Annotated in this window: 22 protein-coding genes and 1 tRNA gene; 12 read left to right on the top strand and 11 right to left on the bottom strand. The window is 66.7% G+C overall.

Going from position 1 to position 24695, the window contains the following annotated elements:
* Positions 1-150 precede the first annotated feature (150 nt).
* Genes V5F48_RS19305 through V5F48_RS19295 form a run of 3 tightly spaced genes read left to right on the top strand, consistent with a single transcriptional unit; the run spans position 151 to position 2525 of the window.
* Positions 151-690 (top strand): YeeE/YedE thiosulfate transporter family protein, encoded by a 540-nt coding sequence (locus V5F48_RS19305; RefSeq protein WP_394260012.1) that lies wholly within the window; start codon positions 151-153, stop codon positions 688-690.
* 30 nt (positions 691-720) lie between these two features.
* Positions 721-1347, top strand: coding sequence for a YeeE/YedE thiosulfate transporter family protein (locus V5F48_RS19300; RefSeq protein ID WP_394260011.1), 627 nt, complete (start codon positions 721-723; stop codon positions 1345-1347).
* Positions 1348-1352: 5 nt separating this feature from the next.
* Positions 1353-2525, top strand: coding sequence for an NAD(P)/FAD-dependent oxidoreductase (locus V5F48_RS19295; protein ID WP_394260010.1), 1173 nt, complete (start codon positions 1353-1355; stop codon positions 2523-2525).
* Here the strand turns inward: V5F48_RS19295 and rsmA are convergent.
* The 8 genes from rsmA to msrB form a co-directional block, all read right to left on the bottom strand.
* Positions 2510-3409: a 16S rRNA (adenine(1518)-N(6)/adenine(1519)-N(6))-dimethyltransferase RsmA gene (gene rsmA / locus V5F48_RS19290; RefSeq protein ID WP_394260009.1), complete on the bottom strand. Its 900-nt coding sequence runs from the start codon at positions 3407-3409 to the stop codon at positions 2510-2512. The two genes, V5F48_RS19295 and rsmA, sit on opposite strands and share 16 nt — an antisense overlap.
* The gene (gene pdxA / locus V5F48_RS19285; protein WP_394260008.1) at positions 3406-4458 is read right to left on the bottom strand and encodes a 4-hydroxythreonine-4-phosphate dehydrogenase PdxA; all 1053 of its coding nucleotides are present in this window, start codon (positions 4456-4458) and stop codon (positions 3406-3408) included. Before pdxA ends, rsmA begins: the two co-directional genes overlap by 4 nt.
* A gap of 184 nt (positions 4459-4642) precedes the next feature.
* The gene (locus V5F48_RS19280; RefSeq protein ID WP_394260007.1) at positions 4643-5554 is read right to left on the bottom strand and encodes a SurA N-terminal domain-containing protein; all 912 of its coding nucleotides are present in this window, start codon (positions 5552-5554) and stop codon (positions 4643-4645) included.
* 110 nt (positions 5555-5664) lie between these two features.
* Positions 5665-8193 (bottom strand): LPS-assembly protein LptD, encoded by a 2529-nt coding sequence (locus V5F48_RS19275; RefSeq protein ID WP_394109785.1) that lies wholly within the window; start codon positions 8191-8193, stop codon positions 5665-5667.
* Positions 8190-9284, bottom strand: coding sequence for an LPS export ABC transporter permease LptG (gene lptG, locus V5F48_RS19270; RefSeq protein ID WP_394109784.1), 1095 nt, complete (start codon positions 9282-9284; stop codon positions 8190-8192). Before lptG ends, V5F48_RS19275 begins: the two co-directional genes overlap by 4 nt.
* 5 nt (positions 9285-9289) lie before the next feature.
* Positions 9290-10534, bottom strand: coding sequence for an LptF/LptG family permease (locus tag V5F48_RS19265; protein ID WP_394260006.1), 1245 nt, complete (start codon positions 10532-10534; stop codon positions 9290-9292).
* 234 nt (positions 10535-10768) lie between these two features.
* Positions 10769-12880, bottom strand: coding sequence for a S9 family peptidase (locus V5F48_RS19260; protein ID WP_394260005.1), 2112 nt, complete (start codon positions 12878-12880; stop codon positions 10769-10771).
* Positions 12855-13310, bottom strand: coding sequence for a peptide-methionine (R)-S-oxide reductase MsrB (msrB, locus tag V5F48_RS19255; protein WP_394260004.1), 456 nt, complete (start codon positions 13308-13310; stop codon positions 12855-12857). The genes V5F48_RS19260 and msrB overlap by 26 nt, the downstream gene beginning before the upstream one ends.
* Before the next feature lie 505 nt (positions 13311-13815).
* Here msrB and V5F48_RS19250 point away from each other — a divergent pair.
* Entirely contained in the window at positions 13816-14232 is a 417-nt protein-coding gene (locus tag V5F48_RS19250) for a Ros/MucR family transcriptional regulator (protein ID WP_394109780.1), read from the top strand.
* Positions 14233-14341: 109 nt separating this feature from the next.
* Here V5F48_RS19250 and V5F48_RS19245 read toward each other — a convergent pair whose 3' ends face one another.
* Both V5F48_RS19245 and V5F48_RS19240 read right to left on the bottom strand, forming a co-directional pair.
* Positions 14342-15955 carry a phosphoenolpyruvate carboxykinase gene (locus V5F48_RS19245; RefSeq protein WP_394260003.1) on the bottom strand — a complete coding sequence of 538 codons (1614 nt, stop codon included), beginning with the start codon at positions 15953-15955 and terminating at the stop codon, positions 14342-14344.
* Between the two features lie 247 nt (positions 15956-16202).
* The gene (locus V5F48_RS19240; protein WP_394260002.1) at positions 16203-16919 is read right to left on the bottom strand and encodes a HugZ family pyridoxamine 5'-phosphate oxidase; all 717 of its coding nucleotides are present in this window, start codon (positions 16917-16919) and stop codon (positions 16203-16205) included.
* 262 nt (positions 16920-17181) lie between these two features.
* Between V5F48_RS19240 and V5F48_RS19235 the strand changes: the two genes are divergently transcribed.
* The 8 genes from V5F48_RS19235 (at position 17182) to V5F48_RS19200 (ending at position 24497) form a co-directional block, all read left to right on the top strand.
* Entirely contained in the window at positions 17182-17880 is a 699-nt protein-coding gene (locus V5F48_RS19235; protein ID WP_282638792.1) for a response regulator transcription factor, read from the top strand.
* 34 nt (positions 17881-17914) lie between these two features.
* A complete protein-coding gene (locus V5F48_RS19230; protein ID WP_394109777.1) occupies positions 17915-19723 on the top strand; it encodes a stimulus-sensing domain-containing protein in 1809 nt (602 codons plus the stop codon).
* Between the two features lie 3 nt (positions 19724-19726).
* Positions 19727-20176, top strand: a complete 450-nt coding sequence (locus V5F48_RS19225) for an HPr kinase/phosphorylase (RefSeq protein ID WP_394109776.1) — start codon at positions 19727-19729, stop codon at positions 20174-20176.
* Between the two features lie 108 nt (positions 20177-20284).
* The gene (locus V5F48_RS19220) at positions 20285-20686 is read left to right on the top strand and encodes a PTS sugar transporter subunit IIA (protein WP_394109775.1); all 402 of its coding nucleotides are present in this window, start codon (positions 20285-20287) and stop codon (positions 20684-20686) included.
* A gap of 91 nt (positions 20687-20777) precedes the next feature.
* Positions 20778-21059, top strand: coding sequence for an HPr family phosphocarrier protein (locus V5F48_RS19215; protein WP_394260058.1), 282 nt, complete (start codon positions 20778-20780; stop codon positions 21057-21059).
* Positions 21060-21272: 213 nt separating this feature from the next.
* Entirely contained in the window at positions 21273-22814 is a 1542-nt protein-coding gene (locus V5F48_RS19210) for an ATP-binding protein (protein WP_394260001.1), read from the top strand.
* A gap of 179 nt (positions 22815-22993) precedes the next feature.
* Positions 22994-23070: transfer RNA gene (locus V5F48_RS19205), tRNA-Arg, on the top strand.
* Positions 23071-23513: 443 nt separating this feature from the next.
* Entirely contained in the window at positions 23514-24497 is a 984-nt protein-coding gene (locus V5F48_RS19200; protein WP_394260000.1) for a LysR family transcriptional regulator, read from the top strand.
* Here V5F48_RS19200 and V5F48_RS19195 read toward each other — a convergent pair.
* Positions 24382-24669 carry a DUF2274 domain-containing protein gene (locus V5F48_RS19195; protein WP_394083210.1) on the bottom strand — a complete coding sequence of 96 codons (288 nt, stop codon included), beginning with the start codon at positions 24667-24669 and terminating at the stop codon, positions 24382-24384. The genes V5F48_RS19200 and V5F48_RS19195 overlap by 116 nt on opposite strands.
* Between the last annotated feature and the right edge of the window lie 26 nt (positions 24670-24695).

Below are 24695 nucleotides of genomic sequence, written 5' to 3'. Positions count from 1 at the left end.
GCCTGCGGCGGCATGTGCCTCTTGCCAAAACATTCATATAATATAATTTAAAGAAATTGAATGTTGTGGTGGCGCGCTCCGCTGCGGGCGGCAGCCATCGCGTGTGGAAAGCCGCACCACACCACACCAAGCCACTCAGGGAGAGCCCCCATGAATTGCAGCTCCGGAGCCTGTTTCCTTCGCCGGAAGGCTTGGTCGCCCTATGCGGCGGGAATCGTCATCGGCTTGCTGCAGGTGCCCGCCTTCCTGCTCATCTCCACCGCCCTCGGCGCGTCCTCGTCCTATGTGACCGTGGGCGGCGCCCTTGCCGCCCTGTTCGATCCGGCGGTGATGCAGATCGACTATGTGGCCAAGCATGTGGCCGCAACCGGCAAGAATCTGTGGCAGGTGGCGCTGGTGGTGGGCGTCGCCATCGGCGCCTTCGCCTCCATGCGGCTGTCCGGCGCCCGCCGCCAGTCCATCTCGCCGGTGTGGCGCCGGGCGCTGGGCACGTCCAGCCCCGCGGTGCGCTACATGGTGGCATTCGCCGCCGGCTTCATCATGCTGTTCGGCGCCCGGCTGGCGGATGGCTGCACCTCCGGCCACGGCCTTTCAGGCATGGCGCAGATGGCGGTGTCCTCCACCATCGCGGTCACCTTCATGTTCGTGGGCGGCATCGCCACCGCCTTCCTCGTCCTGCGCCGCATCTGAAGCGCGCCCTCACGCACAGGGAGACCAGCCATGTCCGTCCTTTCGGCCATCCTCACCGGCGTTGCCATGGGCATCGTCTTCGGTTTCGCCCTCGAAAAGGCACGGGTTTTCGAGCCCGGCATGATCGTGGGCCAGATGCAGATGCGCAATTTCATCATGCTGAAGGTGTTCCTCACCGCCGTGGCGACCGGCGCCGTGGTGCTGGCGGCGCTGCACGGCTTCGGCCTGGTGAAGCTGGCGCCCAAGGCCACCTTCTATGCGGCGGACGTGCTGGGCGGCCTGGTGCTGGGCGCCGGCATCGCCTTGGCCGGGGCCTGCCCGGGCACCATCCTGGCGCAGATCGGCGCCGGCTATCGCGATGCCCTCTTCACCCTTGCCGGCGGCATCGCCGGTGCCGTGGCCTTTGGCTATGCCGAGCCGGCGCTGGCGCCGTGGCTGCTCTCCGGCGGCCCGGGCAAGCTCACCTTCATGGATCTCACCGGCCTGTCCTACACCGTTCTCGCCCTGGGTCTTGCGGCGGTGCTGGTGGTGGTCCTGGTGGTGCTGGAGCGCTGGCGTCCGTGGCAGCGTGAGCTGGGCGCTGACGTGGACGGCGATTTCGGTCCTGCCGTGGCTCCGTCCGTGGTCCCCGCCACACGCCTGAAGCCGGTGGAGTGAGCGCCATGTCGTCTTCCGATACCGCGCCCCGGTCCTCGGCCTCCGGCCGCCGCATCGTCATCCTCGGCTCGGGCTTTGCCGCCCTCACCGCCATCCGCGAGCTGCGGCGGGTGGGGGTGAGGGAGGAGATCACCGTCGTCTCCCCCCGGGACGAACTGATCTACCTGCCGAGCCTCATCTGGATTCCCGCCGGGATCCGCAAGGGCGATGACCTGAAGGTGCCGCTGGCCGGCTTCTTCGCTCGCCACGGCGTCACCCATGTGAAGGCCGAGGTGCAGGGCGTGACCGACGGCGGCCGCATCGTGGAGACCACCCAGGGGCCGGTGAGCAACGACCTTTTGCTCATCGCCTCGGGCGGGCGCTACATCCGCAAGCTGCCGGGCATCGAGAACGCGATCATCCCGTGTGAGGGCATCAAGGCGGCGGAGGCGCTCCGCGACCGGCTCGCAGCGCTGAAGCACGGCACCGTGGCGGTGGGCTTCGGCACCAATCCCAACGAGCCCTCCGCCGTGCGGGGTGGCCCCATGTTCGAATTCCTGTTCGGCATGGATACGCTGCTGCGCCGGCAGGGGCGGCGCGAGAGCATCGACCTCGTGTTCTTCAACCCGTCCAGCCAGCCGGGCCAGCGGCTGGGTCCCAAGGCGGTGAGCGGGCTGCTGCGGCAGATGGAGCGGCGGGGCATCCGCAGCCACCTCGGCCACAAGATGGTGCGCTTCGAGCCCACAGCGGTGGTGACCGAAGGCGGTGCCTTCGATGCCGACCTCATCCTGTTCATGCCCGGCCTCACCGGTCCGGCATGGCTGGAGGCAAGCTGCCTGCCGAGGTCCCCCGGCGGCTTCATCGCCGCCAGCGAGACCTGCGCCGTACCGGGGCTAGAACGGGTCTATGTGGCCGGGGATGCCGGCTCGTTTCCCGGGCCGGACTGGATGCCCAAGCAGGCCCACCAGGCCGACCTCCAGGCGGTGGCGGCCGCGCGCAACATGGCGGCCGAGCTGGCGGAGCGCCAGCCCGACGCGGTGTTCAAGCCGGAGCTGATCTGCATCGTGGATACGCTGGATGCGGGCATGCTGGTGTTCCGCGACACCAGGCGCAACGTGGTGCTGCCGCGGCTCGCGCCCTTTCATGCCCTGAAGCGCATGTTCGAGGCCCGCTACCTGAAGGCCTACCGCGCCACCTGACCGGGCGGCATCCCGGCCTTCAGCTGCGCGAACATATTCGCCAGCCGGACGAAGCCGGCGACATCGATCTCCTCCGCCCGCGCCGTCTCCTCCACCCCGGTGGCGGCGATGAGGGCAGCGGTGTCCACGCCCAGGGATTTCAGGCTCTGGCGCAGCATCTTGCGGCGCTGGCCGAAGGCCGCTTCCGTCACCTTCTCCAAAGCGGAGAGGGCGCAGGGCAGGGGCTCGGCCCGCGGCACCAGATGCACCACGGAGGAGGTCACCTTCGGCGGCGGCACGAAGGCGGAGGGGGCCACATCGAAGGCGATGCGCGCCGTGGTCCGCCAGCCCGCCAGCACCGCGAGCCGGCCATAGGCTTTCGACCCCGGCACGGCGACGATGCGTTCCGCCACTTCCTTCTGGAACATGAGGGTGAGGGACGAGAACCACGGCGGCCAGGGATCGGTGGAGAGCCAGCCGATGAGCAGCAGCGTCGCGATATTATAGGGCAGGTTCGCCACCACCCGCACTTCGCCCTGGCCCTCGCCCTCGCCTTGGCCCTCGCCGACGAGGGGGCGCACGTCTACCTTCAGGGCGTCGCCGGAGATCACCTCCAGCCGGCCGGGATAATGGTCGCTGACTTCGGCCAGGGCATCGAGGCAGCGTTGATCGCGTTCTATGGCGATGACCCGCTGCGCGCCCAAGGCGAGCAGCGCCCGGGTCAGCCCGCCCGGCCCAGGGCCCACCTCCACCACGGTCGCCCCTTCGAGGGGGCCGGAGGCGCGGGCGATGCGGCCGGTGAGGTTCAGGTCGAGAAGGAAGTTCTGGCCCAGGGATTTCTGCGCCGAGAGGCCGTGCCGCCGGATGACGTCGCGCAGCGGCGGCAATTCGTCGAGGGCGCTCACGCGGGGATTGCCGCGCGTCGGCCCTCATGTGCAGCAAGGGCTGCCTCCGCATCCGCGAGACGGCGGGCGAGCCGGAGCGCCGCCACCAGGCTGGAGGGGTTGGCGCGGCCCGTGCCGGCGATGTCGAAGGCGGTGCCGTGATCGGGCGAGGTGCGGATGAAGGGCAGGCCCAAAGTGACGTTCACCCCGTCGTGGAAGGCCAGCGTCTTGGCGGGGATGAGCACTTGGTCGTGATACATGCCCACCGCCACGTCGTAGCCGGCCCGTGCCTCCGGATGGAACAGGGTGTCGGCAGGCAGGGGGCCGCGGGCGTCGATGCCCGCGCGCCTGAGCGCGTCCACCGCGGGGCGCACGATGGCTTCGTCCTCGGTGCCGAGGGTGCCCTCCTCGCCCGCATGGGGGTTGAGGCCGCAGAACACGAGGCGGGGCCGGGCGAGGCCAAAGCGCCGGGCCATGTCGCTGGCGACGATGCGACCGGTCTCCACCAGCAGGTCAATGGTGAGATGGGCGGGCACGTCCGCATAGGGCAGGTGGATGGTGGCCGGCACCACGGCGAGCTGGTCCGACCAGATCATCATCACCGGATGGGGCGGCGGGCAGCCGGGGAGGGCGGCGCGGGCGGCGAGAAATTCGGTGTGGCCCGGAAACGGGAAGCCACCCGCGTACATCACCGACTTCGCCAGCGGATTGGTGACCAGCGCGGCGGCGCGGCCCGCCTGGACGAGACCGAGCGCGGCTTCCAGGCTCGCCACCACGCAGGGGGCGCTGGAGGCATCGGGCCGGCCGGGCGCGGCGGTGGAGGCGGGGCCGCAGGGCAGCACGGGCAGCGCCTCGGCAAAACGGAGGGTGGCGTCTTCCGGCCCGGTCTCGGCGAGGGGCACGGTGAGGCCGAGATGACGCGCGCGGGCGGCGAGCACTCCGGGATCGCCGGCGACAAGGAAGGCCGGCAGGCCGAGATCCTGGCGCTGCACCCAGGCCCTGAGCGTGATGTCGGGACCGATGCCGGCGGGATCGCCGAGGGAGAGGACAAGGGGGGCGGGCGCGACCATCACAGCGTTTTCCGCAAAAGTTGAGACCAGTTTTGCGTTGTGAAAACGCGTTGAAGCGGCGGAAGGGCCGGCTCGCCAGAGCCGCCCGCGTTGGCCATAAGGTCGGGCCGAAGGCTCGGGTTTGCAAGCTGTGGGGGCATGGCCCCTAGAGCGCCCTCCACCTCTAAGATAGAGAACGCGTTCTCTAGCGGCGGCGATATTCGATGAGCGACTGCTTCCTCAGCTCCGCCATGAATTTCTTGGATTCCGCGGCGAACTGGACGTTGGACAGCTCGTCCTTGATTTCCTTCTTCTGCGAACTCTCGCCGCGGACTTCGCGCTTGCCGCAGATGGCGAAGGTCTCAACCCCGGACTGGGCCACTTCCGGCGGAGTGAGCCGGCCCACCTCGGTTTTGTCGAGGAGCTGCCGGAGCTGGGGCGGCATTTCGGAGGACAGGCGCGTCACCTTGGGCCGGACCACCACTTCCTTCAACGACTTGGCCATTTCCGCGCCGGCATCACAATCGGTGAAGCGGCCGCGCAGGGCATTGGCCTCGGCGAGGCGCGCGCCGTAATTGGCGTTGGTGCGCGGCACCACGAAGACAATGGGCATGAGCGTGTATTCGGTGGCGACCAGCTGGGTCTGGCCACGCTTCTGCAGGGCGGCGACGACGTCCGCGTCGCGCACGTTCACGGTGCCGGAGCGGGCGCGGACATATTGGCCCCAGACATAATCGGCGAGCAGCTTCTGCTTGAAGGTGCGATCGCTGAGGCCCTGCTGCTTGAAGCCTTCGCTGAGCTGTTCGGGAGTCCGGCCCGACCGCTCGGCAACGCCGGCGTACAGGCGGTCCACGTCCTTCTGCTCCACCTCCATCTTGAGGCGGATGGCCTGCTGGATCTTGATGCGCTCGTCGATGAGATCCTCAAGCGCCTGCTGTGACGTCACGCCCTTGCGTTCGATCATCTGGTGCATGAGCTGGCGCTGCGCCACGTCATAGGTGGTGATGGGATCGCCATTCACCATCACGATGATCTGCTGGGCTTGTGCGGGCGCGCCGGTCCCGAGGGCGAGGAAGGCCAGCGCAAGGGCCGTGAGGAGAAAATGACGAAGCAGCATGATCCTGTCCGAAGGTCAGACGGCGACTTGTGTCCCCTTCCTGTGGCGGCATTGCGGCCCGCTTGGGAGACCGCAGCCGAAGCTGCAGCCGGCTCAACCGGCGCGCGCCCTCACTGGCTGGTTTCGCTGCTGGAGCCGAGGGAGGTGGAGAACCCGCCCTCGCCCAGTGTCCGCAGCCCGATGCGGAACATCACCTTGTTGACCGGCGCCGCATTGGGTCCGTTCAGGGTGTAGTCGGTGACATAGTTGAGGGCGAGGGTGAAGCAGTCGTCGATATAGCTGAGGCCCACCAGCGTGTAGTCGAATTCGCCGGCGGCGAAGTCGTAGCGCACCGCGCCACGGACGGCCCAATTGTCGTTCAGCTTGTACGAGGCGTTGGTGTAGATGCCTTCGCGCGTGTCGTAATAGCCCAGCAGCGGCTGCGCCTCGTAGCGGCCGTAGGTGAGGGCCACGTTGAACCGGTCAATCTCCGCGCGGCCCTGCAACTCGAAGCGCTGCATGGAGAGGTTGTCGTTGTCGAACCGGAAGCGGGTCACGAATTCGAGATACTTGGTCGGCGAATAGCCGAACTTGGCGATGTAGTCGGACGCCGTGGACTCAAGGCCCGACTCGAGGCCCGTGTTGGCCATGTCGCCATAGGCAAACGAGTTCCGGCCGAACAGGTTGTAGGACTGGCCAATCACCGCGGTGACGAGGCCCGCCCCGTGGATGGCGGCCGTATAGGTCACGCCGAGATTGACGCGGCTGCCGCCCTCGACCCGGTCGTAGCCCGAATATTTGTTCACCTCGAACAGGTTGGTGTCGTCGAACACCAGGCTCTGGGCATCCTCGTTCGGGAAGTTGCCGATGTTCGTCTCGTTCGGCCGGATGATGACCTGGGCCCGCGGCTCGATGATCTGGGTGCCCCAGCTCTCGGCGGAGATGAAGGGATATTTGTAGTCGAGGCCCACCGCCGGCATGCCGCGGATCAGGTCGTCGGCGCCGGACTGGAGCGTGTTCTGGCCGGGCAAGGTGGCGCCGTACATGTAGCTGTAGGGCAGATAGCCGGTGTTCACGGAGGCGACGTCCACCCGCGCGGTCACGAAGGGCGTCCAGATCTGGCCCGCGGAATCGGTGATGGCCTTCTTCCAGTAGAGCTCCGCCGACAGGCGCGTGTAGTCGCCCGGCGCACCGCGCAGCAGGCACTGCTCGGGATTGGGATTCATCAGCGCGCAGGAGCCGGTCGGGATGCCCACGGCTCCGGTGGAGGAGGTGAGGGCCGAGGTGCCGATGAAGTCGGCCTCCTGGCGGGTCAGGCTGGTGAGGTTCGCCTTGATGCCGGCTTCACCGCCCCACAGGGCCTTGTCGAACACCTTGTTGTAATTGAGCGTGCCGACGATGGGCTGCAGGTCCTGGTTGTCGGTCACCGACAGGCCAAGGAAATAAAGCCCGCGCACGTCGAAATAGGAGCGGTCGCCCTGGCCGGTGAGGTAGACGGTGGAGGTCTTTGTGGAGGCTCCGTCGCCGATCAGATTGTAGTCCTGGAGGAAGGTGCGGTCGGAGACCAGGGTTCCATCCCAGCCGAAGGTCCAGAACTTGTTGAGCGCGAACGCGCCGGTGCTCTGCAGCGAGCCGCGGTTGTCGCGATAGCCCGGCAGATATTCGGTCAGCCCGTAGGACGAGGTGGTGAAGGCGTCCTTGTCCTGCTGCATGATGCCGGCGGCGCGGATGGTATAGGCGCCGTTGATCAGGCGCTGCCGCCACTCCGCCTCCATCAGCACGCCCTGCTTCGTGGTGAAGGAGGGGGTCAGTGTCAGGTCGCGGTCGGGCGCGATGTTCCAGAAGAAGGGCGTGGAGACGCCATAGCCGATCTGGCTCGACGAGAAGAATTCCGGGATGAGGAAGCCGGTCTTGCGCTTCACGGTCGGATCAGGCGACGACAGGTACGGGAAATAGGCCACAGGCATGCCGAAGAACTCTACCCAAGCATCCTGGTAGTAGATCATCTTCTCCTCTTCGTTGTGGACGATCTTCTTGGCCTTGATCTGCCACAGCGGAGGCTTGCTCGGGTCGTCCTTGCACGGTTCGCAGGCGGTGTAGACGCCGTTCTGGAACACGGTCACGTTGCCGTCCGTGCGATCGGCACGGGTGGCGGCAAAGTGGGTCTTGTCCGGCGTGTCGAGGCGCAGGGAATCGATGAAGCCCTGCTTGAAGTCCTGCGTCAGCTCCAGGTTGTCGGCCGTGACGATCTTGCCGGTCTTGTCCTTGAGCCGGACGTTGCCCTGGGCGAACAGGGTGTTCGACTTGCGGTCGAGCACCACCCGGTTCGCCTCCAGGGTCGAGCCGTCATAATAGATCTGGACCGTGCCGACGGCAGAGACCGTTTCCCGCTGGTAGTCGTATTCGAGCTGGTCGGCGGTCACCAGCATCTTCTGGTTCGGGTCGAGCTTGCCCGTGCCGGAGAAGCTCGTGCCGAGCGCGCTCGAGGTGATGCCGGGAGGCTGGTTGTCCTGCGTCTGCGCAACCGCGGGAGCGGTGGCGACGAGGCTCGCTGCCATCAGATAGAGGCCGGCCGCGGACGCAAGCACCCCCGTCCGGCGCGCGTTGCGGCGCCGGCCCCCGGAGATGTTGCCTACGGCGGGGGGAAGCCCGACCGTCATCCGTCCTCCCGATGCAACAGAATGAGTACCCCCAGAAGAATCCCGGTGACCGCAGGAAACCATGCTGCAGCAACGGGATGAACGAAACCCGCCTCGCCGAGGTCCTCAGCGAGCTTGGTTCCAACATAAAGCAGAAAGCCCGCAAGCACGCCACCGAGAATCGTCTGTCCCACCCCGCCGAAGCGGAACACGCGCAGCCCCACCACCGCGGCAATGAGTACCATTGCCACCAGGAGAAATGGCCGTGCCAGAAGGCTCTGGAGCTGAAGACGGTACCTTTCGGCGCCGAAGCCGGATTGTTCTGCACTGCGGATGGCGGAGGGAAGTTGCCAAAACGACACGGTTTCCGGGGCGATCAGCGACTCCTGAATCTGCTTTGGGTCGAGATTCGTGGCAATCAAATAGGTATCATAGTGCTGATAATCAAGGCCGGGGACCAACACGCGGGCGTCGGTAAGAATCCATGCACCATCTCCCAAGGTTGCAGAGCGGGCTTCCACACGCTCCACCAGACGGTCGGCCCTGTCGAACTCGAACACCACCACGCCGGACAGCGCCCGACCGCCCTGGCGGGTGGCCTGGGCCTGGATGATGGACTGGCCGTCCACGCTCTGCTGGCGCACCCAGAACTCCTTCTTGCCCTGGGGCAGGAGCCCTGACGAGGAGGAGCCGAAGATCTCGCCCTCGATCTGGTTCGCGCGCTCCTTGAAGTCGGCGGAGACCGGGTTGAACACCGTGGTGGCGAACACGCCGATGAGGAACGCCACCAGCACCGGCGGCGTGATGAACTGCCAGACCGAGAGGCCCACTGCCCGCGCCACCACCAGTTCCAGCCGCCGCGACAGCAGGACGAAGGTGGAGATGGCACCGAACAGCACCGCGAACGGCATGAGCTGCTCGGTGAAGGAGGGCGCGCGGTAGAGGGTGACGAGGGCCAGCAGGCCCACGGTCACCTGCTCGCGATCGGCGGTGCGGCGCGCCATCTCCAGGAAGTCCACGAGCACGATGAGCGTGACGCAGGACAGGAAGATGAGCACCACCGCGCTCGCGAAGCGCCGCGCGAAATAGAAGCCGAGAATGCGTCCGATCATGGGGCTCAGGCCGCCGCGCGCCGTGTGAAGCGCTGCTTCAGCCAGTCCCCCAGGGCGACCAGCGCCGCCGGCGGGGAGAGGCGGATCCAGCCCTGGACCACCATGGCACAGAGGACCACGGTTAGGATCGGCAGAAGATAGATGAGCGGCACCGCCCCGGCCTGGGTCTTCAGCTGGCCGGCGATGGCGAAATTGCCGATCTGCACCGCGCCCATGGCCGGGATGATGGCGGCCAGCGCCGCGACCTGGCTCTGGCGGGTGGTGCGCGGGCGCGCCAGCGCTGCGGCGGCGATGGCGAAGAAGGCCATGGGATAGAGGCCGGCGGACAGGCGCTTGTGCACTTCCTCCCGGTAGCGGCCGGGGAAGAAGCGCAGGTAAAAGTCGTCCTCCGGCGGGTTCAGCACGAAGGAAATGGGCCGCTCCATGGGCTTCACGTCCTGGCCCTGGGAATTGGGGGCAAGGGACGACAGGTCGAAGGCGTAGCGCTGGAACTCCACCACCGAGGAGTTGGACGACTTGCCCTTCTCCTGGTTCGCTTCCTGGCTCGTCTCCTGCCCCTTCTCTGGGCTCGTCTGCCGGCCCTGTTCCGTGCCGGCTTCCTTGGTCGCGCCGCCGCGCCGCTGGATGGAGCCATTCTCCAGCACCAGGAAGATCCCGGCATCGCTCTCGATGATCTGGCCGCGGTCGGCGAGGTAGGTGGAGACGGCGTCGTCGCGCGCGTCATTGATGAAGATGCCGCGCATCACCCCATTGGGCGCGCGCTCGCGCACATGGAAGACGAGGCCCTGCGACAGGTTCACGAAGCGGCCCGGCTGGGCGACGAAGGACACCACGTCCGCGCGCACCTTGGTGACCTGCTGGCGGAAGGTGGCAAGGCTCGCCGGCACCACCTTGACGGCGAGGAGGGCGCAGAAGGCCGAGACGATGAGGGAGAGCACGATGAGCGGCCGCAGCAGCCGCCACGGCCCCATCCCGGCCGAGGCCATCACCACGATCTCGCTGTCGCCGTTGAGCTTGAGCAGCGTGTAGGAGGTGGCGATGAACAGCGCCGCCGGGGCGATCACCAGCACCAGCGTGGGCATGGTGAGGCTGGTGATGGCGACGAAGGCGATGATGGTCTGGCCCTGGCTGGTGACGAGGTCCAGCTGGCGCAGGGCCTGCGTCGCCCAGATCATCCCGGCGAGCACCACCACGACGCCCAGGAACGCCACCGCGGCGGTCGAGAAAATGTAACGATCCAGACGGCCCATCAAAGCGTGCCTCAATGCGCGGAGCCGCCCCTCTCTCGCATTCCCCCAATCGAGCGCGCTCTGGATAACCGGAAGCTGCGCCCGGCGCAAATGCCGCCGGGGCAGGCTTCCGGAGCCCTGCGCGATCAGCCGCCCCCGGCCGTAGCACTGAAGCCGTGTCCAACATCAAGGAAAGAAGCCGGTTTACCGTCGCGATCGCGTCATGATCCGCGCCGGCATCGTCTCCCGGCGTCCTCAGGTTGTACGGCCCACCGTCTTCAATGCGAACAGATAGACGAGCGCAACCTCGTCCAGCTTGTCGAATCGCCCTGCGGCGCCGCCGTGCCCCGCATCCATGTTGGTGCGCAGCAGGATGGGCCGCCCGCCGGTGTCCGCCGCGCGCAGCCGCGCCACCCATTTCGCCGGCTCCCAATAGGTGACGCGGGGATCGGTGAGACCGGCGAGGGCGAAGATGGACGGATAGGCCTGCGGCCGCACGTTATCCACGGGCGAATAGGCCAGGATGCGCCGGAACGCCGCCGCGTCGGTGATGGGATTGCCCCATTCGGGCCATTCGGGCGGGGTCAGGGGCAGGGTATCGTCCAGCATGGTGGTCAGCACGTCCACGAACGGGACCTCGGCCACGATGCCGGCGAACAGGTCCGGCCGCAGGTTGGCCACCGCCCCCATCAGCATGCCGCCCGCCGAGCCGCCCTGGGCGACGATGCGGTCGGGCTTGGTGAAGCCCTCGGCCACCAGATGCTCGGCGCAGGCGATGAAGTCGGTGAAGGTGTTGGTTTTCCCCGCGAGCTTGCCGTCGGCGTACCAGCGCCAGCCCTTGTCCGTGCCGCCGCGCACATGGGCGATGGCATAGATGAAGCCGCGATCCACCAGCGACAGGCGGCTGGTGGAGAAACCGGCCGGAATGGTGATGCCGTAGGCCCCATAACCGTAGAGCAGAAGCGGCGCGGACCCGTCCAGCGGCGTTCCCTTGCGGTAGAGCAGGGAGACCGGAACGCTCTCGCCGTCCTGGGCCGGGGCATAGAGGCGCCGCGTCACATAGTCCGCCGGGGCGTGGCCGGAGGGGACCTCCTGGCGCTTCAGCATCTCGCGGCGGCGGGTCGCCATGTCGTAGTCCCACACCTCCGACGGGGTGGTCATGGAGGCGTAGGTGAAGCGCACCGCGCTGGTGTCGAAGCCGAAGCCCGGGTGAAGTCCCAGCCCATAGGCCTCTTCGTCGAAGGCGATGGCGTGCTCGTCCCCCGACGCGAGGTCCCGGACGATGATGCGCGGCAGCCCCGCTTCCCGCTCCAGCCGGGCCATGTGGCCGGCGAAGACGGTGTGGCTCAGGATCATCCGCCCGGGCTGGTGGGGCACCAGATCACGCCAGTTGGCGCGGTCCGGCGCGGCGGTGGGGGCGGTGACGATCTTGAAATCCTCCGCCCCGTCCGCATTGGTGAGGAGGATCAGGCTGTCGCTGCCGGCAAGGTGCGGGTGGTGCTCCACCTCGTAGCGCACGCCGGCCTCGCGCGGGGCGATGCAGCGCGGCAGGGGCGCGGTTTCCGCAAGGTCCAGCAAATGGACCTCCGACGTGTCATGGTCGCCGCAGGCGATGAGGCCGTAGCGGTGGGACTGGGTCTCGCCCAGCGACACGAAGAAGCCCTTGTCCGGCTCCTCATAGATGAGGGTATCGGCGGCGGGATCGGTGCCCAGGACGTGGCGGAACACCTTGGACGGCCGGTGCTCGGCATCGCGTCGGATGTAATAGAGCACCGTTCCGTCGGCGCTCCACAGCAGGTCGCCGGTGGTTTCCTCGATCACGTCGGGCCGGTCGGCGCCGCTCGCCAGATCGCGGATGCGGATGGCGTAGAGCTCCGAGCCGGAGGTGTCCGCCGCGAAGGCAAGAAGGGCGTGGTCCCGTGTGTGGCGCCAGTGGCCGAAATGGAAATAGGCCTTGCCTTCCGCCTCCTTGTCGCCGTCGAGCAGGATGGCTTCGGGGCCATCGGGAAGAGGCTTGCGGCCATACAGCGGATGCTGGCCGCCTTCCCGGTGCCGGGAGAAATAGGCGAAGGGCCCGTCGGGGGCGGGAACGGAGGAATCGTCTTCCTTGATGCGCCCGCGCATCTCGGCGACCAAAGCGGCCTTGGCCTCGCCCATCTGGGCGAAATAGGCCTCGGCAAAGGTGTTCTCCGCCTCCAGATAGGCGCGGATGTCGGCGTCCAGCACCGACGGATCGCGCATGACCGCGCGCCAGTTGTCGGCGCGCAGCCAGGCAAAGTCGTCGGTCAGGGTCACGCCGTGGACGATGCGCTCGCTCGGCCGGCGCGGGGCGCGGGGCGGCTCAGACGCCACCGGTGTCCCCGTCATCGGGCGCAAGCGAAAGTGCCGTGCCGTTCAGGCAGAAGCGCAGGCCCGTGGGGGCCGGTCCGTCCGGGAAGACGTGGCCCAGGTGGCCCTCGCAACTGGCGCAGCGCACCTCGATGCGGCGCATGCCGTGGGAGGTATCCTCGTGCGTCACCACCGCGTCAGGGGAGACCGGGGAAAAGAAGCTGGGCCAGCCGGTGCCCGAATCATACTTGGCTTCGGAGCGGAACAGGGGGGTCCCGCAGGCGACGCAGGAGTAAAGCCCTGCGCGCTTCTCGTCCCAATAAGGGCCGGTAAAGGCGCGCTCGGTGCCGTGCTGGCGGGTGATTCGAAACTGCTCGGGCGTCAGGCAGGAGCGCCATTCGCTCTCGCTTTTCACCACCTTGGCATCGCCGTCACCATGGGCGGCGGGAGACGGGGCAGGATTGGGCATGGAAGACCCCTCGTTCGATTATCACGAGAGGTAGGCATTCCCGGTGGCAACGGCAAGGCGGAGGCGCGCCTGCCGAACGCCTTTTTGGCAGGCCGGGATGTGTGGAGGCGCGAAAGCGCCGTGAGGCCCGTGACGCGGCCCGTGACGCGGCCGGCAATTGAGTTGCTGCTTTTGGATACAAGAACAGCAAACGTTTTCGCGAAATACTGGTTGCAAAGGTGAAGTCGCGAAATTAACAAATATACAGCACCTTCGTCGCCGGATTGCTGTGGGGCTTCTGAACGGGGAGGGGATACAAGGTTTGCCGCCGGAATGGCCGGGTCGGTGGAGGTTTCAATGGTCGCCGATGCAGGCTCGACCTTCGTCCGAAGATGGCGCTGTTGGGGATAAACTTCCCGCGTGAGGTCCTGCCGTTCGAGCATTTGGCCCAAACGCGCCACCGGTGCATGCGCATTTCAGTTTCAGCCGTATCGATGCCAAAAAAGCCAACCGCGAAGAAGGTCCCATGAGCGAAACCACGGATATGTCCACCTATATCGAGCTCGCGACGGATATCGTTTCGGCCTATGTCAGCAACAACACGGTGGCCCTCGCGGATCTGCCCTCCCTCATCAACGAGGTCTATGGCGTGCTCCAGCGCCTCTCCAGCGGCGAGGTGGAGCCCATTCTCGAGCCGGCGAGACCCGCCGTGGCGGTGAAGAAATCGGTCCATCCGGACTTCATCATCTGCCTGGAGGACGGCAAGAAGTTCAAGTCCCTGAAGCGGCACCTGCGCACGCGCTACGACATGACGCCCGAGCAGTATCGTGAGAAGTGGGGCCTGCCCGCCGACTATCCCATGGTGGCGCCGAACTATGCGGCCGCCCGCTCCGAACTGGCCAAGCAGATGGGTCTTGGCCAACAGCGCCGCCGCGAGGCGTGACGCGCGACTGCCCGCACAAGCAGGTGTGGAAGAATAAGGCCCGGCACCAGGTGCCGGGCCTTTGCATTTTGAGAAAGAGGCGGCGGGGTGTTGCCGCCGGCCCCCCGGCCTATTCGGCGGCGATGCCCACGTGGGGCTGGGCGTCGCGCACGGCGGCATCCACGTGGCTCTCGAACCGGGTGAAATTCTCCCGGAACATCTCCACCAGCCGGCGCGCGGTGGCGTCGAACTCCGCCTTGTCCGCCCAGGTCTTGGACGGATAGAGCACGTGGGGCTCGATGCCGGGCACCGAGGTGGGCACCTCGAAGCCGAAATAGGGATCAGTGCGGAACGACGCGCCCTTCAGCGAGCCGTCCAGCACCGCCGTGAGCAGGGTGCGGGTGACCTTGATGGGCATGCGCCGCCCGGTGCCGAACTTGCCGCCGGTCCAGCCGGTGTTCACCAGCCAGCAGTCCACCTGGTGCTCGGCGATGAGGTCGCGCAGCAGATTGCCGTAGACCGAGGGATGGCGCGGCATGAAGGGGGCGCCGAAGCAGGTGGAGAAGGTGGCCTCGGGGTCCTTCACCCCCTTCTCGGTGCCGGCCACCTTGGCGGTGTAGCCGGACAGGAAGTGATACATGGCCTGGGCCGGGGTCAGCCGGGCGATGGGCGGCAGCACGCCGAAGGCGTCGCAGGTGAGCATCACCACGTTCTTCGGCATGCCCGCGACGCTGGTGGCGCTGGCATTGGGAATGAAGGCCAAGGGATAGCAGGAGCGGGTGTTCTCGGTCAGGCTGCCGTCGTCGAAGTCGGGAACGTGGGTGACCTTGTCCAGCACCACGTTCTCCAGCACCGTGCCGAAGCGGTTGGAGGCGGCGAAGATCTCCGGCTCCGCCTCGGCCGAGAGGCGGATGGTCTTGGCGTAGCAGCCGCCCTCGAAATTGAAGACGCCGCTCTGGCTCCAGCCGTGCTCGTCATCGCCGAGCAAGGTGCGATTGGGGTCGGCGGAGAGGGTGGTCTTGCCGGTGCCGGACAGGCCGAAGAACAGGCAGACATCGCCGTCCGCGCCCACATTCGCCGAGCAGTGCATGGGCATGATGCCCTGTTTCGGCAGGATGTAGTTCAGCGCCGTGAACACCGACTTCTTCATCTCGCCCGCATAGGACGAGTTGCCGATCAGCACGATGCCGCGGGTGAAGTTCACCGCGATCACCGTCTCCGAGCGGACCCCGTGGCGGGCCGGGTCCGCCTTGAAGGACGGCAGGTCGATGATGGTCATCTCCGGCACGAAGCTGTCCAGCTCGGCCTGTTCCGGCCGGCGCAGCATGGTGCGGATGAACAGCGAGTGCCAGGCGAACTCGGTGAAGACGCGCACCTTGATGCGGCAGGAGGGGTCGGCACCGCCGTAAAGGTCCTGCGCATAGAGCGACTTGTCCTCGGCCGCCGCGAGGAAGTCCTGGTACAGCGTCTCGAACTGCTCCGGCGAGATGGCGCCGTTGTTGTCCCACCACACCTCGGCCTCGGTGTCGGCGTCGCGGACCACGAACTTGTCCTTGGGGCTGCGGCCGGTATGGGCGCCGGTCTCGGCCACCAGCGCGCCGCCGGAGGAGATGCGGGCTTCCCGGTTCGCCAGAGCGTGCTCGTAGAGCGCGGGCTCCAGCAGGTTCCAATGAACCGCTGTGAGGTGCTTCAAACCGAAGCTGTCGGCGCCGCAGGCGCTGTTCCGGTGACCGGTTTCGAGCAAGGAATAGTCCTCCTGATGTTCCCGCCGGCTTGAAGCCGGCCCGCGCGCGGCACACGGACGCCATCCTGCGTCCTTGATGACTGCCGCGCCTCCCCTCAGGCTATAAGGAGATGTCGCCAAAAGAAACACAGCCAAACGTGTATCATGAGGCGCCGGCCCTCCCGCGGGAGACGTCTATAACCCCTTGATACAAGAGGGATCAGCGTTTCACGACGATCACCCGGTGATCGGAGGGAAACGCCGCCGCTCAGGCCGCGGTTCCCTGCCGGGCCTTCTGGACGAGGGCGACGAGTTCTTGACGCACCGCAGTAAGTTCAGTGACGCGCCGCGAAAAATCTAGCCGCCTGACCAACTCGCCGCTGGAAATCTCGCAGCCTTCCGGGTCCACCGCCACCATGCGCCACGCGCCCTCCGGCGCGCCGAGCAGCACGGTCGCATAGAGGCCGACCGCATCCGAGTGGTCGGCGTTCATGTGCGCGATGACGCCGTCGGCGCCGGCCGCCAGCGCCTCGGCGCCGGTCCAGTCGGTGAGGAGAGCGTCGCCCGGTACGTCTTTGATGCGGCCGAAGCCCTCCACCAGGTGTGCCTCTTCCACATGGATGGCGTGGAAGGCGAAGTCGGCGAAGTCCACATAGCCGGCCGCTGCCGGGTGGCGGGCGAGATAGCGTGTGCGCACCTCGGCCTGCGGCGCCGGTACGATGCGGCCGATGAGGCTGGCCCGCGGCGCATCCAGCGGGTCCACCGTTCCCGCGGCCGAGACCAGCAGGGAGACCCGCGCATCGCCCGCGATGTTGCGGGTATGCCGGGCCAGGCGGGAGATGAGCAGGGTGGGGCGGCCTTCGGGGTCGGTGGCGACGGCCACCAGCGAGGCATAGGGCCCGCCCGCCCCCTCCAGCGTCGCCAGGGCACCGAAGCGCGCTTCGCGGATGAGCCGGCGGACGGCGGCGGCGGCGGAATCGGCCATGACCCATGCTCCCTTTGAACCATGCTCGCTTCGGACCGCTTCAGGATGGAGCGTCCCGCCGGACCTGTGCAAGCGGCAGCGCGGCCGCAGGGTGAAGGTTGCAGGGGATGTTTGGCGTGTGATGTTTGGCGTCGGTGGAGAATCCCGCTATTTTGCGGCAGTTGACTCTTGTGTGTCACATTTCGGCCACGCGAACGGGGTTCACCCCTCGCGCAAGGCCGCAGTTGAGGCCGCTGTATCCAGACGGCTGAAAAGAGGTGTCATGCCCACCATCGCCCTCGTCGACGACGACCGCAACATTCTGACCTCGGTTTCCATCGCACTGGAGGCGGAAGGCTATCGCATCGACACCTACACCGATGGCGCCTCGGCCCTGGACGGATTCAAGACCAACCCGCCGGACCTCGCCATCCTCGACATCAAGATGCCGCGCATGGACGGCATGGAGCTGCTGCGCCGGCTGCGCCAGAAGACCGACATGCCGGTGATCTTCCTCACCTCCAAGGACGAGGAGATCGACGAGCTGTTCGGCCTCAAGATGGGCGCCGACGACTTCATCAAGAAGCCGTTCTCCCAGCGCCTGCTGGTGGAGCGGGTGAAGGCCGTGCTGCGCCGGGTCGGCGCCAAGGACGGCACCGCCCCCCGCGAGACCGACAGCGCCAAGGTGCTGGAGCGCGGCAACCTGCGCATGGATCCCGAGCGCCACACCTGCACCTGGAAGGGCGAGCCGGTGACCCTCACCGTCACCGAGTTCCTCATCCTGCAGGCGCTCGCCCAGCGTCCCGGCGTGGTCAAGAGCCGCAACGCGCTGATGGATGCGGCCTATGACGACCAGGTCTATGTGGACGACCGCACCATCGACAGCCACATCAAGCGGCTGCGCAAGAAGTTCAAGTCGGTGGACGACAGCTTCGAGATGATCGAGACCCTGTACGGCGTCGGCTACCGGTTCAAGGAGTGAGCACCACGGCACCGCGCCGGGGGCTCAGGACCACATGACGATGCACATCGACGAGGCACGTGCCGACGAGATGGCCGCGGGCGGGTCCGGCGCCTCCGGCGGCCGGGCGGAGCGGGGGCGCGAGCCGCGCGGCGGGATCATCGGGTGGCTGAAGCGCGTGCGGCGCTTCGTGGCCTTCAAGGGCTTCTCCTCGCTCACCCGGCGCATCGTGCTGCTCAACCTCGCCGGGCTGTGCGCCCTGGTGTCGGGCATCCTCTATCTGTCGGAGTTCCGCTCCGGCCTCATCGACGCGCGCATCCAGAGCCTGCTGGTGCAGGGCGAGATCATCGCCGCCGCCATTGCCTCCTCGGCGCAGGTGGAGACCAACGCCATCACGCTCGATCCCGAGCGGCTGCTGGAATTGCAGGCGGGGGAGAGCTACGGCCCGGACGATGGCTTCGCGCCGCTGGAATTCCCCATCAATCCCGAGCGCGTCGCCCCGGTGCTGCGGCGCCTGGTGGGGCCGACGCGCACCCGCGCCCGCATCTATGACCGCGAAGGCCAGCTGCTGCTGGATTCCCGCTCGCTCTATTCGCGCGGCGAGATCCTGCGCTACGACCTGCCGTCGCCCAACGAACCCAAGCCGGGCGTGATGGAGCGGGCCTGGCAGGCGGTGCAATTGTGGTTCGGCCGCGGGGACCTGCCGCTCTACAAGGAGTTCGGCCCGCAGGCCGGCAAGAATTATCACGAGGTCGCCTCCGCCGCGCTGGGCGCCAAGGCCAGCGAGGTGCGGGTGGACGAGCGCGGGCAGGTGGTGGTGTCCGTCGCGGTGCCGGTCCAGCGCTTCCGCGCCATCCTCGGCGTGCTGCTGTTGTCCACCCAGAGCGGCGAGATCGACGCGGCGGTGAAGGCCGAGCGCTTCGTCATCGTGCGCGTGTTCCTGGTGGCCGCGGTGGTGATGGTGCTGCTCTCGGTGCTGCTCGCCGGCACCATTGCCGACCCGGTACGCAAGCTCGCCGCGGCGGCGGAGCGGGTGCGCCGGCGCATCAAGTCGCGGGTGGAGATCCCCGATTTCACCGCCCGCTCGGACGAGATCGGCCATCTCTCCGGCGCCCTGCGCGACATGACGGGGGCCCTCTACAACCGCATCGAGGCCATCGAGAGCTTCGCCGCCGACGTGGCGCATGAGCTGAAGAACCCGCTCACCTCCCTGCGCAGTGCGGTGGAGACGCTGCCGCTGGCCAAGAGCGACACCTCGCGCAACCGCCTGTTGGAGGTGATCCAGCATGACGTGAAGCGGCTCGACCGCCTCATCTCCGACATTTCCGACGCCAGCCGCCTCGATGCCGAGCTGCAGCGGCAGGAAGCGGCGAATGTCGACCTCAAGCAATTGCTGGAGATGGTGGTGGGCCTCGCCCAGGACGTGCGCAAGGACGACGGGGTCTGCGTCTCCCTTTCCTTCGAGCGGGCCCACGGCGCCCCGGCCGACTTCCTGGTGGCGGGCCATGCCTCGCGCCTGGGGCAGGTTGTGGATAACCTCGTTTCCAACGCCCGCTCCTTCTCGCCCAGCGGCGGTTCGGTGCGCGTCATGTGCCGCCGGCTGAAGGACGGCGCCGAGATCGTGGTGGACGACGACGGCCCCGGCATTCGCCCCGACGCGCTCGCGCGCATCTTCGAGCGCTTCTATACCGACCGGCCGCACCAGGGCTTCGGGCAGAATTCCGGGCTCGGCCTCTCCATCTCGCGGCAGATCGCGGAGGCCCACGGTGGCACCATCTGGGCCGAGAACCGCACGGAGCCCGGCGCCGACGGCACGCCGCAGGTGGTCGGCGCCCGCTTCGTCGTGCGCCTGCCGACGGCCTGAGCCATGGGCGCACCCGCCAGCATCCATGCCAGCTGCGTCGCCATCGGCGACTTCGGCGTGCTCATCCGCGGGCCGTCCGGCTCGGGCAAGTCGAGCCTTGCGCTGCGGCTCATCCTCGACGCGCCGCGCAGCCTGCCCCCTGCCGAGCTGGTGGCCGACGATCGTGTGCTGCTGGTGGCGGAGGGCGGCGTGCTGCTGGCGCGGCCGGTCCCGACACTTGCCGGTTTGATCGAGATGCGGGGCCTCGGCATCCGCCGGTTACCGTATCGTCCGATAGTCGCACTGCGGCATGTGGTCGATCTTGCAGCACCCGACGCCAGCCGGATGCCGCCCCCGCAAGCCCGGCGGATCCTTCTTCAAGATATTGAAGTTCAACGTATTCCATTGGGGGCGTGGGACCAGGTGCCACTGGTTCTCGCTTGCATTATCGGAACGCGTGACCACGATGATTAAATGTGCTTTTGTGCGTTGCACCCCTTGCGTAATTTTTGAGCCGATCTGAATATGGCCGTCCCGCAACGCGGGAGGCCTTCATCCAGGGGTGGTGGAGGCGGAGGAAGCATGATCGGTCTCGTCCTCGTCACACATGGCCGCCTTGCCGACGAATTCTGCTCCGCGCTGGAGCACGTCATGGGTCCGCAGACCCAGATTGCCACCGTTACCATTGGTCCCGAGGACGATATGGAGCGGCGGCGGCAGGACATCATCGAAGCCGTGGACCGGGTGCGGACCGGCGACGGTGTGGTGATCCTCACTGACATGTTCGGTGGCACGCCCTCCAATCTCGCCATCTCGGTGATGAACACACCGGACGTGGAGGTGGTGGCGGGCATCAACCTGCCCATGCTGGTGAAGCTCGCCAAGGTGCGCGGCGAGCTGCCGCTGGAACAGGCCGTCGATGTGGCGCAGGAAGCCGGTAGGAAATATATCAATGTCGCAAGCCGTGTCCTCTCCGGTAAATGACGCCTTCGTTCCGCGGGCGGATGCGGACGACGCGCAACCCCGAGAGATTCTGCACGAGGTGGAGTGTCCCGAGGCGGCGTGTGGTGGTCCCATCGCCCCCGAGGCCTTGGTGCGTGCCCTGCCGATCGTGAACAAGCGCGGCCTGCATGCCCGTGCGTCTGCCAAGTTCGTGCAGACGGTGGAGCAGTTCGACGCCTGCGTGACCGTATGTCGCAATGGTGAGGCGGTGGGGGGCAATTCCATCATGGGCCTGATGATGCTGGCCGCCGGCCCCGGAACCCGCGTGACCGTGACCGCCACCGGCAACGAGGCGGCGGCGGTGCTTGATGCCCTCGATACCCTGGTGGCGGACCGCTTCGGCGAGGAAGAATAACCGCAGCAGCAGCGCCGGCACCGCACCGCGGGCCAGCTGCCGGGCCAAGTGACGGGCCAAGCGCCCTGGCCAAGTGCCTTGGCCAAGCGACAGGCCAGTTGCTGGAGAAGGGCCGGACACGCCACCTTCCCGCTGGTGCCCGCCGTTTACCTCAATCGTTTACCTCAATTTCAAGTCGCTCTGGCCGGTGACCGATTGGTTGCCTATTTCTTAATGTCGATCGCTCGCGCGCTGGGTGCGGCGATCCGGGACGGGTCTTCCCCCCGTATCAAGGCCATGTTGGAGCCGACGAGCCATCAGCCGGAGTCCCGGCCGGCGCCCAGGGGCGCGCGGTGGAGCCTCGGGCTGTCCGCCAAGCTCCTCGCCTTGACCGTCGCCGTGGTGGCCATGGCCGAAATCGCGGTGCTGGTGCCGACCATCGCCAACTATCGCATCGCCTGGCTTTCCGACCGGCTGGCGGCGGCCCGCACCGCCGCGCTCGTGCTCGATGCCGCTCCGCAGGAGGGCATTTCGCCCGACCTCACCCGCCAGCTCCTGGAGAGCGTGGGCGCCAAGGTGATCGTGGTGAAGCGCGAGGACACGCGCCGCCTGCTCGCTGCCTCCGATATGCCGCCCATGGCCAATGTGCATATCGACATGCGCGAGACCACCTTGTGGACCGCGGTCCACGACGCCTTCGATACGCTGACGGCCCCCGACGGGCGCATCCTGCGCGTGGTGGGCGACCCGCCGCGGGGCGCCGACTTCATCGAGATCGTCCTCAGCGGCACGCCCCTGCGCGCGGCCCTGCTGCGCTTCGCCGCCACCGTGCTGCTGGTGTCGCTGGCGGTGGCGGTGGCGGCGGGCGTGCTGGTCTATGTCAGCCTCAACTGGCTGTTCGTGCGGCCCATGCGGCGGCTCACCGAGCGCATCTCGGCCTTCCGCGAGAATCCGGAGGACGCTTCCCGTATCATCGTGCCCTCCGGCCGCTCCGACGAGATCGGCACCGCCGAGGAGGCGCTGGAGGAGATGCAGCTCGAATTGTCCCAGACGCTGCATCAGAAGAGCCACCTGGCGGCCCTTGGCCTCGCGGTTTCCAAGATCAACCACGACCTGCGCAACCTGCTGTCGTCGGCGCAACTGCTCTCGGACCGGCTCGCCACGGTGCCAGACCCCACGGTGCAGCGCTTCGCGCCGAAGCTTTTGGCCGCCCTCGACCGCGCCATCACCTATTGCGAGCAGACCCTCTCCTACGGCCGCGCCAAGGAGCCGCTGCCCGAGCGGCGCGACGTGGCACTCGCCCATCTCTTCGACGAGGTGCGCGAGACCCTCGGCCTCCAGAGCGGCTCGGGGATCGGCTGGGTGGTGGATATCGAGCGGGGGCTCATGGCCGATGCCGATCCCGACCAGCTGTTCCGCGTGATCCTGAACATCGCCAGAAACGCCGTGCAGGCGCTGGAGGTGCGCGCGCCGGTGGATCCCGAGCGGGACCAGATCCGCATCAAGGCGCGGCGCAAGGGGGCGGTGGTGGAGATCGAGATGGGCGACACCGGGCCCGGCATTCCGGCGGCGCGACGCGAGCACCTGTTCGAGGCCTTCGTGTCCTCGGCGCGGCGCGGCGGCACCGGGCTCGGCCTGCCCATCGCCGACGAGCTGGTGCGCGCCCATGGCGGCGAGATCCGCCTTCTGGACACCCAGGTGGGCACCACCTTCCGCATCACCATTCCCGACCAGCCGGAAAGCCGCCACCACCGGCGCGAGCGCATCCGCGCCTGAGGTATCGGCGCACTGCGCAGTTTTCCACATGGGAGTGGGACCGCGCCGTTTTTCTCAAGCATCCGGTCTTGCGTGGTCCGCGGGAAGGGTGTAGCTCACGGGTCCTCGCGGCGCTCCAACGTCGCGACGCCCCGGAAGGGCTTCCCTTCCAGGCCGGTTCCCACCGGCTTCGGGCACAGGCGCCGGTAGCTCAGCTGGATAGAGCACCAGACTACGAATCTGGGGGTCGGGAGTTCGAATCTTCCCCGGCGCGCCATTAAATCAATGGCTTAGTCAGAGACCACCGTTTCAGATTCCAGATCTGAAACGGTTTTTGAAACGGTTTTGGCTGAAGTTTGCGATACTCTCGCCTTCCACACTCAGCGCTGCGATATGGCGCACTTCATTTTCATTGAGCCGAAGTGTCACCTAATAGCGGCCCGAGCAGCGATCGCTTCACGAAGGTTCGTAAAGCCCGCCATTGCGAGTTCGACTTCGCGCCGTCAGGCGCGTCTGTTTGTTTGCGAGCGTGGCCGGAAGGGTCTGCTGGGCAGCCAATGACGGTTTCACTCGTCGAAGCGCGCTGCGACAGGTGCTGGACCGCCGGTTGCAACCGTTTGCAGAGACGCCTAAAGCGCTACCTCAGAGCAACTTAAGATTGAGTCTGGGTCTGGTTAAAGGATAATCTCGGGGTTGTTCGGTTGTGCATTGAGGCTCTTTGTGAGGCACACAACACCTGAAATCGAGATCCGTCATCTCCGATATTTCATCGCCGCGACAGATGCTGGAAGCTTTCGGAAGGCGGCAGCGGCACTAGGGGTGCAGGAATCCTCCGTCAGTCGTCGGATTCGCGACGTTGAAGACCAGATCGGCGCCTCCCTGTTCGTGCGGCACTCCGGGGGAATCAACCTGACGATGGCCGGCCAGCGCTTCCTTCATCGTGCCCGTCATGCCCTGGACCACATTCGGGACGGGGCTGCAGAAGTGGCTGCCATCGGACGGGCGGAAGGTGGATATCTCAAGGTTGGACTGTTTTCGTCCCTTTCCTCCGGATTTTTGTCAGCCTTGTTTCGAGCATATGACGCAAGACATGGATCAGTTCACATAGACTTCGTCGAGGGTGAAGCACATGAGCACATCAACGCCCTTCGCCAATTTCAGATCGATATCGCCTTTGTCATTGGGTTGAGCGATTTTGGCGAGTGCAACTCAGCTTACCTTTGGTCCGAACAGGTGCTGGTGGCATTGCCTGAAGGCCATCAGCTTGCTGCTTCAGAGTCATTGACATGGCGGGATCTCAAAGCTGAGAAAATCCTTCTCCGAGACACGCCGGCGGGCGCGCGGATTAAGGACTATGTGGTCCGGAGAGTCCGGGAGGTTGAGGGAGAGCCTCGCGTCGAGGCGCAGCGGGTCGGGCGCTACAAGCTTCTCGATCTCGTCGCGTCCGGACGCGGAACGACGTTGATCATCGAATCGGAACGTCTGGTGAAGGTCGCCGGGGTGACCTATCGCCCGCTGCACGACGAGGTGGTTTCATTTCATGCGGCGTGGTCGCCGAAAAACGACAATCCGGCGTTTCGAACGCTCCTCAGCCTTGCCCGGACGATGGCTCCCTCCCCGGAAGCGAACCTAGCGATTGCCCATCCGCACGATCTGAAGGCGCCACCCGCCGAGCCTTCGCAAATCCCCGATCTGTCGCGATAAAGCGCTCAAGCATCGGGACGATGAGACGGGATGGCTCTGTGGGGGACTGGTTGTTCTCCCGACTAAGGATTTCCGAGTAGGCGACAAGGTCCCGATGCAGCTTCGCCGGTAGCTCCACGGTCACCTTCACCGGCTTCTCGTCAAGGATCTCGCTGAGCTTCAGCTTCGGCATGTCAGCCTCCGTAAGGTTCAAGGACG

Source organism: Xanthobacter autotrophicus ATCC 700552 (assembly GCF_043194565.1).
GTDB classification, from domain to species: domain Bacteria; phylum Pseudomonadota; class Alphaproteobacteria; order Rhizobiales; family Xanthobacteraceae; genus Xanthobacter; species Xanthobacter autotrophicus_F.
Note: the sequence above shows the minus strand (reverse complement) of the source record. Positions and strands in the feature narration are given on the sequence as shown.